Raw genomic sequence first — 14,257 nt, forward strand, 5'->3', positions numbered from 1 at the left:
CTTCCTTATAAAATGATCAAGTTATACCTATAGACTGGGCTTGGACGTATACATCAATCTTGCCTAAACCCGTTGAATCTAGCGTGGAGGCGGAGAGCCGAGTCCATTTTAAGAATCGATTCGGCACTAGCACTCTCATTTCTTTTGAAGCAACAATCTCTTCTGAATCTATAAAAGAATCTAGACTGTTCGGACTGATCTCCAGACGGACATTAACAGGGCGATCTCCATGATTCTTAACTGCATATGAGATCATCGTTTTAGTTCCGCTTTTTTGCCATGGCAGAGGTGTACTGGAGCTGGACACGGGTATCCCAATAAATTGTTGTTCCGAAAATAAGGGGCTGATACAGACTTTACGTCTATGTCTCTGACCATTTGGCGGCGAAAGAGGTAATGGACTTCGAGAATAATTTCCCCGCTTTTTTTTTTTTTTTATTTTGCTGCGCTTTTTAAGCTCCAGGCCGTTATGGATTTCATTCACCTCCTACGGGTTTTCTGGAACTCTATCCATAAAAAGACCCAAACCGTCGTTTGAGTCCTGATCCTAAATAAAACCGCAGTCTAATAAGCCGCGAACTGATAGGGACAATCCTTAGCCATTCGAATGGTGTGATATTAATATATGGTGGGAATTAGAGGATGATTGGGCTGGAAAAGCAAAAATACGCACATTCCCACAACCTGTTATTGAGAGCGGCATAAAATAAGAATAAGTTTTAGTACGGGGAGGATATCTCATGCCGAACGATTCAGTGTTCAATCAGAGTAGTCAGCCGCTTTTTACAGAACAAGTCAACACGTACATTGCACCTGGTATAGATTCAGCTCCAGAGGGGGGGGCAGCTAAGGCGGGTCTATTGTTTGGAATCCCTTTTACTTCTACGGTAACGACCGCTGCACCGTTAGTTATTCAGATAATTAATCCGCTAGGTAGTGGACGTACTCTGTATGTATCCCGTGTTACTGCCAGCTCAGCGGCTGCTGCTGTTACTTTATCCCTACTTCGGAACGCTACGGTCACCGGGACTACCGTTACACCGATTAATTATAATTTTGGAAGTGCGTTAACCAGTGTGATGACTGCTAGAACCTCGACTACTGCCCCTACAGGAAGTCCAGCCACGCTAGTATCTTTATTGCTGACAGTCGGTCCGGTCATTGTTGATTTTACTGGACAGATTGTTGTTCCTCCCGGAAATTCCATAACTACATCTATAACGATTGCATCAGGGTCTTCAGCGGCGACAACATCTATCAGCTGGTGGGAATATTAGAAACCGGAGGGGATAAATATGCCTAATCAATTTGTGTTTAACGACAACGAGCAACCTCTTTATGTGGATATGGTGAATACCTTCCAATCTCCGGATATCAGTGCGCCACCTGAAATAAGCGCTTCGAAGGCTGCGGTCTTATACTCTACCAACGCATCCGCATCAAGTTTGGTTGTACTTAGTCTAATCTCCGCAATTATTTCAATCCGAATTAGTAATGCTGTGGGCAGCGGCAAAACAGTGTATATCTCACGTATAAACGGCAGTATCGGTGGTTCGTCTTTGCTATCAGCAATGTCGGGCAGCTTTACGATTGTAAAAGGAGGGACGGTAACTTCCCCGACAACCTTAACGCCAACGAATAATAATTTGGGGAGTGCGGCTACGAGTGCGATGACCGTTCAATCCTCCGCAGCAGCAATTAGCGGGGGAACGACGCTTTCTAATTATCAATTAGCACCGGGAGCATTCACACAGAACTTTACGGGCAGCATCATTGTCCCGCCTGGGACTGCTATTTGTGCTAACGTAACATCATCCAGCTCCGCCATAGGTCTAACGATTACCTCAGCGCTGAGTTTTCTTTGGTGGGAACAATAGAATACATTCTTCGAACCTATAGCCGTGCTGAACCTTGACATCATTTGGGTTAAGGTTTTACATAAAAGGATGGAATGTATAGAAAATAAAGGGGATTGGCATTATACAATAAAGTTACAAGTCAGATTGGAATGTGAAAAGAGGGACAATTATGGAAAGTTGTTTATTTATTCATGGCTTTACCGGAGGTGAGCATGAAATCTCTCCCTTGTCCCAGTTTATGGAGCAGCATAATTACCGTTCCAGAACGTTTACCCTGAAAGGGCATGGGGGGAGCAGGAATGATTTACTGCATTCGGATAGACATGATTGGCAGCAGAGTGCTGAAGATGAATTGACAGAGCTGTTAAAGACGGATGAAGGCGTTCATCTGATCGGCTTTTCAACCGGTGCTCTTATTGCTTCTCATCTTTCTGTACGGTATAAACCCTGGATCAAATCTCTTACTTTATTGTCTACTCCCGTATTTCCACTGAATCCTGTGGAGATTCTCAAGACGCTTGCGAGCATTTCTATGTTAAAAGCTTATATTAGTAAATTCACTTCAACGCCTCCAAAAGCGACGAGAGAGTTTCAACGACTGGTCCGGGAGAGCTTTTCAATCTATCCGCATATTGAGACTCCGACCCTGATCGTGCAGGGTAAGCGAGATCATCTGGTAAAGACTAGAAGTGCTGACTACCTCCAGCATACGATCCCTACGACCCAAAAACAGGTGCTAATGGTAGATAACAGTGGTCATATGGTCTGTCATTGTGAGGATAAGGACCGGATCATGAATGAAGTATTGCATTTTATTCAGAGTGTAGGAAGCTGAGCATAAAAGGTGAATAATCAACCCCAAAGAGCCCCAATTATGGAGGCTCTTTTTGTTATAAAGTTAAATTTTTTAATGCTTGACAACGCATTCATAATCATGGTAATTTTTAGTTGGGAAACCGGTTTCCCTAAAATTTATTTGATTTTGTGGTAAATACATCACTGGGCGAGCTTGGAGGAAGTTAGTTTTAGAGTGTATGAATACGCTTTAATAAGAGAGGGAGATGCACGCAATGAAACGCAGGTTATGGTACGTACCCGTTCTAATTACATCTATTCTTCTTTCTACCGTGATTAATTTGTTTGTCTTAACACCACAAAAGGCTGAAGCGGCCAGCATCGGCACGATTACTGAGAACGACACTATTTATCAGATTATGGTTGACCGATTTAATGATGGAGACACTTCCAACAATGCTACTGGTGCGGCAATTCGCTATGGAGAAAACTCTGAAGAAGATTTCCGTTATATGAAAGGCGGAGACTGGCAGGGGATTATCGACAAGCTATCATATATTAAAAATATGGGCTATACCGCGATTTGGATTTCCCCAGTGGCTGAGCCACAAATGACTAACCGGGAAAACAACGGTACCGGTAAAAATACAGCCTATCACGGATACAACGTTAAGAATCCTAACGCTGCTAATCCATACTTCGGAACTAAGGAGAAGCTGAAGGAGCTTGTGGATTCCGCACATGCGCTTGGCATCAAAGTAGTGATCGACGTTGTACCAAACCACGTCGGCGATTATATGCTTGGCACTCAAGCATACTACGATATTCCTTCATTGCAGCCAGTGGCCCCGTTCAATAATCCAGCATGGTATCACCATAATGGAGATATTAACTGGTCTCTAGCGGATGGAAGATATGACCAGTGGGCACAGGATTACTTAGAGAATCACGATTTGGGCGGGCTAGATGACATTGACTTCGATGTTCCTGCGGCTAAGCAGGCGATATTCGATTCCATCAAAGGCTGGTTTGATTATACAGGCGCTGACGGTGCGCGTGTGGATGCTGCCAAGCTGATGAAGCCAACAGATATTGGTGAGCTACAAAATTATCTGGGCGTTAATACATTCGGTGAGAATTTCGACGGAAATGCTGAATTTGTCTCGCGTTGGGTTGGAAACAACAAAGAGTGGGGCATGCTCGATTTCCCATTGTTCTTCTCCGTACTAAACAGCTTTGCTTATGGGCAGTCTTTTGAGTCCAATGTCAAAAGCACCTTGGCACAGGATTCCTACTACAACGGAAATGCCAATCACATGGTTACCTTTATCGACAATCATGACCGCAATCGTTTTCTCACAGAAGCTGGGGGAAGCGTAGAAAAGCTGCAGAACGCTTTGACCTTTATTTTTACAGTTCGTGGAACACCGGTTGTCTTCCAAGGAACAGAGCAAAACAAAGGCAATGGCAACAGTCAGATTATGACGGGCGGTATTGCTGATACTTGGAATCGTTGGTCTATGGTGAAAAGAGATGCAAGCGGAAATATGATCGACAACTACTTTAATGAAAATGCTAGTACGTTCAAGCACGTAGCCAAACTTAATGAGATCCGCAAAAATAATCCTGCACTACGTACAGGTACTCAGCGTGAAATGTGGGCTGCACAAAACCTATATGCCTTCTCACGTCGTATCGACACCGGAACTAATCAAGGTCAAGAGGCTATCTCCGTATTCAGTAATCAATCTGGTGGTTCGCAAACAGTTACCATCCCATTGCGTGCTGAGAGTAGTTTGACTGCAGGGACAGTTTTATACAATCAGCTAAATACTGCGGATACAGTGACCGTGCAATCAGGTGGAATAACTGGTAAGCAAATTACTGTAACCGTAGGTGCAAATTCAGCTAAAATTTATGCGAAACAACAGCAGCCATCAGAAACAGTTCCTCCAACTACGCCGACCAACGTAACCGCAACTGTTCAGAACGCATCTAGCGCTTTGATCAGCTGGACAGCTTCTACCGACAACGTAGGCGTAACAGGATATGAAGTTTATCGTAATGGTGTAAAGGTAGGCACAACGGCGACCACTTCCTATACGGACAATGGATTATCTGCCAGCACTGCTTATGACTACACGGTAAAAGCATTTGATGCCGCAGGCAATCTATCTCTTCTTAGTGCAATTGCGTCTGTGACAACACCTGCAGGGAACAGTGTCACGATTTACTATAAGCAAGGTTACACCTCGCCATATATTCATTATCGTCCTGTAGGCGGAACATGGACGACAGCACCGGGTGTGGCTATCCCTGTATCTGATGTTGCAGGATACAACAAAATAACGATTAATATCGGTTCAGCCAGCCAGCTTGAAGCATGCTTTAACAATGGCAGTGGCACATGGGACAGTAACGGGGGTAGCAACTATTTATTCGGTACTGGAACCTGGACTTATACGCCAACAGGAAGTATTACGTCGGGTGGACCAGTGACAGTAACACCAACACCAACACCAACACCGACACCGACACCGACACCAACACCAACACCGACACCAACAGTAACGCCAACACCGACACCAACGGTAACACCGACACCGACACCAACGGTAACGCCAACACCAACGCCGACAGTAACCCCAACACCAACACCGATTGGCAACACGGCAACGATCTATTATAAGAATACGGCTTATAGCAGCTCGTACATTCATTACAAGCTGGACGGGGCGACAGTTTGGACGACCGTTCCAGGTGAACAGCTTCAAGCTTCTTCTTTCCCAGGGTACAAGTCGATCACAATCCAGCTGGGCACTGCAGCCGGCCTGACCGCAGCCTTTAATAATGGCAGTGGCACATGGGATAACAATGGCGGCAGTAATTATCATTTTGATGCTGGAACTTGGAGTCAAGTGAACGGTAGTATCAGCGCTGGAGAACCTCAAGCAGACAGTGTGACGTTCCGTGTAAACGTTCCAGCGTCGACTCCAGCGAGCGGACCTGTGTATCTCACGGGAACCTTCAACAGCTGGAATGCAGCTGATCCAGCGTATCAACTGACTAAAGGTAGTGATGGTGTCTATTCCATCACACTGACCTTACCAGCAGGAACAGCGGTGCAATACAAGATTACGCGGGGCGCTTGGACTAATGTGGAGGTAAACTCGAACGGATCGGACATTTCCAATCGAACGCTTACTCCAGCAGGCGGCGCACAAACAGTGAATCTGACCGTACAGCGTTGGAAAGATCTATAATTGATTACTGGGGGCTGTTGAGTGAATCGACGCCCCCTTTCTTTTTTTTGATGAATAGAAAGGGGATGGTTATAGCGTGAAGCCCAATAAGTATTGGAGCAAGGTAGCAGCCTCCGTACTAAGTCTCATGTTGCTGGCGCAAGTCAATGTAACGAACGTTTCGGCAGAGATTGCAGCCTCTCATGTGTATCATAACCATATGCCGAATTTCTGGGCGTATTATGATTTGAATGCATACAATTCGACGCCAACCGGAAGCCCCATCCGATATACGTATGACGGTGATGTAATTCAGCTAAAGCAGAACCCTCCTGCTGGATATTCATATTTTTTACCTAATGGTTCACCTATGCCTCATGACGATCTAGTCTCTTACTATTCACATCATGCCAAGACTGGGGCCTATTTATCTTGGCCATGGAGTGTCGCGAACACCTTGCGCAGCAATTATTCTAAAGCCCAAATGTACGTTACGATGTCTGGCGCTGTAGTGAATAATGTGAATAGTATTGTTCAGCGGGGGAATGTCAGCGGATATAATAATCCGGCCTGGGGAACCCCTTGGAAGAATGCTTTTAATCAACTCAAAACCACAAACGGTAAAAATACACTGGATCTTATTCATTTCTCTGGTCATCACTCCATGGGGCCTTTGGTAGGGAACGATTATTTGCTGAAGGATATGATTTACCATGGAACGACGCTCGCACAGCCATATTTTCTAGGAAGTAGCTATAAGAGCTCTAAGGGATTTTTTCCGACAGAGTTAGGCTTTTCAGAACGGATTATCCCAGTACTGCAGAAGCTAGGTATTCAGTGGTCAGTCATCGGTAATAATCACTTTTCACGAACACTTCAAGATTATCCACTGCTGAATAGTCCCGGGACGGATACCATGGTTTCTCCTCCCAATCGGAGTGATCTGCAGAATGTCAGCACTGCCCGATCTTGGGTTAGTGAGAATATGTTCAACGAGCAGCAGGTTGTCTATAACAAGTATCCATTTGCTTCGACGGCGCACTGGGTTCGTTACGTAGACCCGGCTACTGGGGCGGAATCGAAAGTGGTTGGGGTACCTGTTGCACAGGCAGAGTCCTGGAAGGAAGGGTATTTAGGAGAGGTTAAAGCAGATGCGCTTAAGCCATACGAAAATTTGGTGGCGCAGAAGCAGATTTTTGTTGTCGCACATGATGGTGACAATTCTCAGGGCCGGGCAGGCTCTGAAGAAACCTGGCGAAATGCAGGAAATGTAACCTACGCTGACAGCGGGGTAACCGGTATGGGAATTGATGAATATCTGATCAATAACACACCGGCGGCCAGCGATGTGGTCCATGTTCAAGATGGCTCATGGATTGATACTCGGGATTCTTCTTCCGATCCAACGTGGTATCACTGGCATCTGCCTTTCGGAATTTGGAAGAGCCAGTTTGCAAGCTTTAATCAAGTAAATGGCACTTCTTATGCTCCAAAGAAGAATCTGTCCGGCGTAGATGATGGTATGACCGTTTCCTTCGAGAAGGGCTATCATTATTTGGAACGAAATTTTGCGCTGCTGCAGGCTTCATTAAATTATGCTAAGACGGCTGAGCAAATTTGGCTAGATGAGCATCCGAACTACTGGAAGCCTACAACTGCTCTCGATCGTGAAGTAACTTACGAAGGGAATCAGTTAAATCCTTGGATGCTTTCTTATCCAGTAAAAGGGGATACAGCGAATGATTATGCAGGAGGAGCAAATCCAGCGGAATTAGCCTGGTATTTCCTGCTTCCGGCGATGGACTCCGGTTTCGGCTACTATGACGAGAATGTGGACGATAGCGTGAAGCCAGCATTGTCCTTTAATCAATCCTTATTCTTTTCTAAACCTTATGTTTCTTCAAAGCTAGCTAAAGACAAGACCGGACCTTCTGTATGGTGGCCACAGCGTTATCCATATAATCCGGGCAGTGCCAATGTTAGCAAAGCGGAAGGCTGGACGTTACAGCATTTTAACAATGTGTTCTCGATTTACAGCTATGCTTACGATACTAGTGGATTAAGCGACATTAAGGTGAAGATCCGCACGCACCGTGATAAAACAGCAGATGCTACGGACAATACTTTTAAAGTTTATGACCCTGCAGCTTTGTTAGCTTCTGGAGTCTCAGGCATTGATCCAAGCAAGGTAGGCCAATGGGTCGAATACCCAATGAATGTGCGTGATTTAAGTGCAGACATCAATGGCGTGGATTGGCAGCCTAGTAGCAAAACAATTATGCAAAAGGTCCCTGCAACGGAAATCGGAAATCTATATTATAGCTATATCTCCGATTATCGCGATCAGCTGCTCGATTACTACATCGAAGCCACAGATACGAAGGGAAATGTAACGCGCAGTGATATTCAACAGGTGTATGTGGGAGCAGGGAAATACAATCTAGCTAATGGAAAATACACAGAAAGCATGCAGGGAACGATTGAAGGCACGCATCCTTTTATTACAGATCAGCCTGTAGTTCCTGATACGGAAGCGCCTAGCACGCCGAATAATCTTCAAGCACAGGTGGTTAATGCCTCGACAATCGGGCTTACATGGGATGCTTCCACGGATAATGTGCGGGTATCAGGTTATGAAATCTATCGAAATGGCACCAAAATAGGAACCTCCACCTCTGCTTCCTATACTGATAGCGGGTTATCAGCTAGTACTTCTTATGAATACAAGGTAAAAGCAGTAGATGCTGCAGGAAACTTGTCCGGCTTAAGTGCAGCCGCTTTGGCCCTAACGCCAGCTGGAAATAATGTGACCATTTATTACAAACAAGGCTATACCGCTCCATATATTCATTATCGTCCAGTTGGAGGCACTTGGACATCCGCTCCGGGCGTAGCGATGCCAGCCTCAGAGATCGCTGGGTATAACAAAATTACAATCAATATCGGTTCCGCCACCCAGCTGGAAGCCTGTTTTAATAACGGCTCAGGGACTTGGGACAGTAACAACGGTGGGAATTACCTGTTCGGCACTGGAACATGGACGTATACACCAACAGGGAATATTCAGTCTGGCGGACCCGTGACGGTGACGCCGACACCGACAGTAACACCGACGCCGACGCCGACGCCGACGCCAACGCCGACACCGACAGTAACACCGACGCCAACGCCGACACCAACAGTAACGCCGACGCCGACGCCGACACCGACAGTAACGCCGACACCGACACCAACACCGACAGTAACGCCAACACCGACGCCTACAGGAACTACGATGAAAATTTATTATAAGAATTCGAACTACAGTAATTCGTTTATTCATTACAAATTGGACGGCAGTTCCGCTTGGACCACGACTCCGGGAATACAGATGTCTGTCTCTTCCTTTGCAGGCTATAAGACCGTGGACATCCCACTTGGAACTTCGGTTGGACTAACCGCAGCCTTCAACAATGGCAATGGAATTTGGGATAACAACGGCAGTAATAATTATCATTTTGCTGCTGGAACCTGGAGTTTGGTGAACGGTAGTATTAGCGCAGGGGAACCTCAAACTGACAGTGTTACGTTCCGCGTAACCGTTCCGTCGTCTACTCCGGTGAGTGGGCCGATCTATCTATCAGGCTCCTTCAATAGCTGGAATGCGGCGGACCCGGCTTATCAGCTGACGAAGGGTAGCGACGGTGTTTATTCTATTACACTGAGTCTTCCGGCAGGAACGGCAGTGCAATATAAACTAACGCGGGGCGCTTGGACTAATGTGGAGGTAAATTCGAATGGATCGGATATTTCCAATCGAACGCTTACACCAGCAGGCGGTGCACAAGCCGTGAACCTAACTGTACAGCGCTGGAAAGATCAATAAATTGTATTGAGTGGATCATAATACTTGCAGCTTTCACAAGCCAAGGAGCGGCCCCTCATGGGAGCCGCTCCTTGGTAAGCAATATGAAGCTTATTCAATGCACAAAGTGCAATAGAGTTGAATTTGATCCATTTTACAAGGAATTCTATTGCATCAAATGCAATCAAACTCGATCAAGTTTCATCAAACTAATTCAGTCTTTCTTTGCAGACCTAATTATCTAAGTAGTCCATTTACGAAGTTCCTGCGAAGGACTTTGTTCTCATCGTAGATTCACGGGGAATTAGTTCTGGCTCTAGGAGCAAATGCTTGAGTTGCATATCATTGCCACGAATGCGCTCCATCAGCAGCTGCCCTGAAGATACACCCAGCTTGAACGTATCAATATTAAGTGAAGTTAAAGGAGGTGTTGTATATCGGGATAGCGGATATTCATCGAAAGCGGCGATGCCGAGTTCGGATGGAACATTAATTCCCAGTGCTTTTGCGGCTTGAAGTACCCCAAAGGCAACATAACTGTTCATGCACACGACAGAGTCTGGCCGTTCATCGCGCTGCAGAAGCTCAAGTGCAGCATGATAGCTGTCATGTTCATCAGCCTTGCAGTTAATGATCCATTGCTGATGAACGGTAAGGTCTGCTTGCTGTAATGCTCTTATATATCCACCTAGACGATGGGTATAAATCTTCTCCTGCTGCTGCCCGCCTATGAAGGCTATCTTTGAATAACCTTGTTCGACGAGATGTTCGGTCAGCATGCTGCCGCCTGCTTCGTTATCGAAATCGACCCAACTCCCGGGGGCCATAATTTCTCCAATGGAGATGTAAGGAAACTCCAGTCGATTCAGTTCTTCAGATAACGCTTCTGTCAGCACGGAGTTGTTGGCAATAATACCGTCGACACGTTTGCTAAACACAAGTCTATTTAGAAAATGTCCTTCTGGACTACTATGTTGCACATTGGAAATGGTCAGCTCGTATTTTAAAGGTGCGATTACGCTCTCAATTCCACCAATAATGTTGTAGAAGAATTGGTTTAGAAATTCACTTTCTTTAGACATATCGACCAATAGGCCAATATTGTAGCTGCTTTGTCTAGCTAACCCAGTAGCGATACTGCTCGGCGTGTAGTTCATTTGCTTCATAATCTCTCGAACTTTGTGTTTCGTTTCCTGTGATATTTTTGGGGAATCATTTAGTACTTTAGATACAGTAGATTTGGCCACATTGGCTGCTTTAGCAATATCTGAAATCGTTACTTTCATCGTCGTCCCTCATAACTTAAAAACGGTATTTGTAACCATAATAACACAAATTTAGCAGTCACTCTAATGATGAATGAACAGATAGATAGAACGATAAAAGTATAAAAGGAGTCCATAAGTTATGCCTCAATCATGGTTTATATATCATACAAGTGAAGATCCATTTGCCTATCCTGTAGGTACAGGGACCTTGAAGCTCAGACTATTCACACAAGCTGGACAGCAATTATCCTGCACCGTTATCCACGCAGACCGTTATGATTCTCCGGGGCAAGAGGTTCCTTTGCAGATGGAGCGGATTGGATCGGCTGGTATTTATGAGATTCATGAAGCAATTATTCACACCAGCACAAGAAGATGCAGATATCTATTTCATATAGCGAACGCTGCGGGACAGTATGTCTGGTATGGAGAAAGGGGCGCGTCGGAGAATCGGGAACGTGCAGGTTCTTTTCAATATGCATACCTTCACAATTCTGAGGCACTGAAGCTTCCTTCCTGGAGCGTGGATGCTGTTGCCTATCAGATATATCCTAGTAGTTATAATGAGGGGACATTACAAGGCATTTCGGACAAAATACCCTATCTACAGCAGCTAGGTGTAAACGTCATTTACATGACTCCTGTATTTGAGTCTCCTTCTGAGCATAAATATAACACCTCCGATTATTATAAGATCGATCCTGCTTTTGGGGATGTGGATGGACTGAAGGCGCTGGTCAGTGAGGCCCATCGTCATGGAATTAAAGTCATTCTAGATGCCGTGTTTAATCATTCGGGAGATCAATTTTTTGCTTTTAAGGATGTGATGGAAAAAGGCGAAGAATCCCCGTATAAAGATTGGTTCTTTATTCGCTCCTATCCTGTTACACAAACGCCTGCACCGAATTATGAGACATTTGCCAAAGCTGAAGCGCATATGCCAAAGCTGAATATGGATAATCCCGAGACGGCTAATTACATGATTGAAGTTGCCAAGTATTGGGTGCGTGAAACAGAGATTGATGGCTGGCGTCTTGATGTAGCGAATGAAGTCAATCCGCTTTTTTGGTCTCGGTTTCGACAAGAACTCAAGTCTGAGTATCCTGAAATTCTGCTAATCGGAGAGATTATGCATGCTTCTGGCCCGTGGCTTAGAGGGGATCAATTCGATGGTGGCATGAATTATGTGCTTCGTGAAGCCATGCTGGAATTTTTTGCGGAACAATCGACGGGACCAGATCGCTTTATGGAGCAATTACTCCATCAGGAGGCGTTGTATAATGACCAGGCGAATTCAGCTATGTTTCAATTGATCGGTAGTCATGATACGCTGCGTTTTCTTACAGCATGTAAGGAAGGGGGACGTGGCTGGGACCGCGAGAGTACAGCAGTACAGCGCATGAGGTTGGCAGTTTTTTTTCAGATGACCTATATCGGGATTCCGATGATTTATTATGGGGATGAGGTTGGGATGGAAGGGGCCACAGACCCCCACTGTAGAAAAGCTATGGTATGGCAAGAGCAAGCTCAGAATGTAATGCTGCAGAAGTGGTATCAGGAGCTGATTTTTTTAAGAAAAAGCTGCGATATTTTACGAAAGGGTACATTCCGACCTTGGTTCACAGATGAAGTCCGTAATGTGCTTGGTTATACGCGGGGTGTGGGTCAAGAGAAGATAGGATTAATTATCAATAATTCTCCTAATGCGTACGAGCTTGAGCTAAGTGCATATCGTTCTGATAAGAATGTGTTAACGGATTTACTGTCAGGAGCAACTTTTAAAAATAATAACAAGCTCTTAGTGAGCATTGAACCGTTCGGCTGTTTAATGTTGTATTAAGAGGGGATAAGGCCTCTCTCTAAAGAAGGGGCCTTATTCTCATCAAGAAACGGTTGTCATCTTAAATGGATGGCGAAGCCGTTTCTTCTTAGTTTGTAGCGCTTTTTTTATTTTTGTTCTTTAGGTTTCTATACTCCTGATTCTCCCATTGCTTTAGCAATGGAAATGGATCAAAAGCCCACTCGGTAATTCCCCGGTCACGATAGATACCAAAATGTAGATGTGGAGGGAATTTCCCCTGTGTTCCTGGATTACCGTAACCTGAGCTGCCGACCCAGCCAATAATTTCACCTGGTGAGACGATATCTCCACGTGAAATGGTTTTGTTATACCCGGATAGATGAGCGTAATAATGGTAGCGGTTCTCGATATCACGAATCCCAATTCTCCAGCCACCAAAGCGGTTCCAGCCTTTAGTTTCTACTAAGCCAAAGCAGGTGCTGCGTACAGGCATCCCTTGTGGTGCAAAGAGATCAGTCCCTTCGTGGATACGTGCTCCACCCCAGTTTCTGCCGGTTCCCCAAGTGCTACGATAAGAATAAGAATTACTTAAGGGAAGCGGAAAAGCATTTCCTGATAGGTCCAGCCGTCCAAAATGTTCATAGAGCTTGGCGAACTGAGCTATGCGCTGAGAGGCACGGCCATTGTGATAATACTCCCAAATACCGATACTGAAATCATTAGCTGAATCACCATATTTCTGCAGGTGTCTAGCCATACTATATAGAACATCAGTATCATTCTCTGGATCAGCGATTCCGTCTCCTGAGCCATCACGGCCAAAGCCGCTAAAGAAGCTGATGGATTCTGGGGAAGTATCCTCTTGATCCGGGTTGAGTGGACCGGACCATACGGGTGCTGGAATCTTGATTCCTGTAAGACGGTTGGCTTCGTGCTTGACTGAGGCTCCTTTTTTGGCGATGGTGCGTTCATATTGATCAATGGCTGCGAATCTAAACCAAGGAATACCAGTGGCTGCACTCATTTGATCATAAATTCCTCTACGGGCAGACCATATGGATTCTTTGCTAGCATTAACGGGCTCGCCGCTGCTTTCCACCGGTTGGACTGTAGCCCGTACTGCAACTGCTGGAACGGGAAGGCCTAAACTACCCCAAAGGATAGCGGCCGCGGACAGACACAACATAGTTCTCCGGTTATTAATATTCTTAAATAGGGCCAGCAAGATAACAGCCTCCTTTTGTCCGGGCGTAGAATTAAATGTAGGCACTTCGGTTAAAGCTTTTGTTATAGATTGAAGCAAAAAGGTACTTTTTATCCGTTCTTGTCTAAAGGTACCAAAAAATTCTCGGTAGGAATCGCAGTTGGTAAGTGCAGCATATTTCACAAAAACAGGCAATTGCAAACTGCTCATGGTATAATATGAGGCAGCATCTTTCAACTGCAGC

At 45.3% G+C, this 14,257-nt stretch carries 9 protein-coding genes; 6 read left to right on the forward strand and 3 right to left on the reverse strand.

Going from position 1 to position 14,257, the window contains the following annotated elements:
• Positions 1-16 precede the first annotated feature (16 nt).
• Positions 17-307, reverse strand: a complete 291-nt coding sequence (locus NSS67_RS07490) for a DUF6385 domain-containing protein (RefSeq protein ID WP_339318967.1) — start codon at positions 305-307, stop codon at positions 17-19.
• A 433-nt stretch (positions 308-740) separates the two neighbouring features.
• Between NSS67_RS07490 and NSS67_RS07495 the strand changes: the two genes are divergently transcribed.
• The 5 genes from NSS67_RS07495 to NSS67_RS07515 all read left to right on the forward strand — a co-directional run bounded on the left by NSS67_RS07495 (position 741) and on the right by NSS67_RS07515 (position 9,761).
• Complete coding sequence (locus NSS67_RS07495) at positions 741-1,277, forward strand: hypothetical protein (RefSeq protein WP_339318968.1); 537 nt, start codon at positions 741-743, stop codon at positions 1,275-1,277.
• Between the two features lie 18 nt (positions 1,278-1,295).
• Positions 1,296-1,877, forward strand: a complete 582-nt coding sequence (locus NSS67_RS07500) for a hypothetical protein (protein WP_339318969.1) — start codon at positions 1,296-1,298, stop codon at positions 1,875-1,877.
• A 151-nt stretch (positions 1,878-2,028) separates the two neighbouring features.
• Positions 2,029-2,694 carry an alpha/beta fold hydrolase gene (locus NSS67_RS07505; RefSeq protein WP_339318970.1) on the forward strand — a complete coding sequence of 222 codons (666 nt, stop codon included), beginning with the start codon at positions 2,029-2,031 and terminating at the stop codon, positions 2,692-2,694.
• Positions 2,695-2,929: 235 nt separating this feature from the next.
• Positions 2,930-5,917, forward strand: coding sequence for an alpha-amylase family glycosyl hydrolase (locus NSS67_RS07510; protein WP_339318971.1), 2,988 nt, complete (start codon positions 2,930-2,932; stop codon positions 5,915-5,917).
• Positions 5,918-6,044: 127 nt separating this feature from the next.
• The gene (locus NSS67_RS07515) at positions 6,045-9,761 is read left to right on the forward strand and encodes a carbohydrate binding domain-containing protein (RefSeq protein WP_339320532.1); all 3,717 of its coding nucleotides are present in this window, start codon (positions 6,045-6,047) and stop codon (positions 9,759-9,761) included.
• A 233-nt stretch (positions 9,762-9,994) separates the two neighbouring features.
• On the opposite strand, the gene NSS67_RS07520 is transcribed toward NSS67_RS07515, so the two are convergent.
• The gene (locus NSS67_RS07520) at positions 9,995-11,026 is read right to left on the reverse strand and encodes a LacI family DNA-binding transcriptional regulator (RefSeq protein ID WP_339318972.1); all 1,032 of its coding nucleotides are present in this window, start codon (positions 11,024-11,026) and stop codon (positions 9,995-9,997) included.
• Positions 11,027-11,147: 121 nt separating this feature from the next.
• Between NSS67_RS07520 and NSS67_RS07525 the strand changes: the two genes are divergently transcribed.
• Positions 11,148-12,848, forward strand: coding sequence for an alpha-glycosidase (locus tag NSS67_RS07525; protein ID WP_339318973.1), 1,701 nt, complete (start codon positions 11,148-11,150; stop codon positions 12,846-12,848).
• Between the two features lie 88 nt (positions 12,849-12,936).
• On the opposite strand, the gene NSS67_RS07530 is transcribed toward NSS67_RS07525, so the two are convergent.
• The gene (locus tag NSS67_RS07530; protein WP_339318974.1) at positions 12,937-14,223 is read right to left on the reverse strand and encodes a M23 family metallopeptidase; all 1,287 of its coding nucleotides are present in this window, start codon (positions 14,221-14,223) and stop codon (positions 12,937-12,939) included.
• Positions 14,224-14,257 lie beyond the last annotated feature (34 nt).

Origin of the sequence: Paenibacillus sp. FSL R10-2734, from assembly GCF_037963865.1 — a bacterium.
In the GTDB taxonomy this organism is placed as follows: Bacteria; Bacillota; Bacilli; order Paenibacillales; family Paenibacillaceae; genus Paenibacillus_AQ.

What these genes read in the sequence shown, in the direction of transcription:
- NSS67_RS07520 (WP_339318972.1), bottom strand. Translation starts at nt 11,026, where the DNA reads ATGAAAGTAACGATTTCAGATATTGCTAAAGCAGCCAATGTGGCCAAA.
- NSS67_RS07515 (WP_339320532.1), top strand. Translation starts at nt 6,045, where the DNA reads ATGTTGCTGGCGCAAGTCAATGTAACGAACGTTTCGGCAGAGATTGCA.
- NSS67_RS07510 (WP_339318971.1), top strand. Translation starts at nt 2,930, where the DNA reads ATGAAACGCAGGTTATGGTACGTACCCGTTCTAATTACATCTATTCTT.
- NSS67_RS07525 (WP_339318973.1), top strand. Translation starts at nt 11,148, where the DNA reads ATGCCTCAATCATGGTTTATATATCATACAAGTGAAGATCCATTTGCC.
- NSS67_RS07495 (WP_339318968.1), top strand. Translation starts at nt 741, where the DNA reads ATGCCGAACGATTCAGTGTTCAATCAGAGTAGTCAGCCGCTTTTTACA.
- NSS67_RS07500 (WP_339318969.1), top strand. Translation starts at nt 1,296, where the DNA reads ATGCCTAATCAATTTGTGTTTAACGACAACGAGCAACCTCTTTATGTG.
- NSS67_RS07505 (WP_339318970.1), top strand. Translation starts at nt 2,029, where the DNA reads ATGGAAAGTTGTTTATTTATTCATGGCTTTACCGGAGGTGAGCATGAA.
- NSS67_RS07530 (WP_339318974.1), bottom strand. Translation starts at nt 14,223, where the DNA reads ATGAGCAGTTTGCAATTGCCTGTTTTTGTGAAATATGCTGCACTTACC.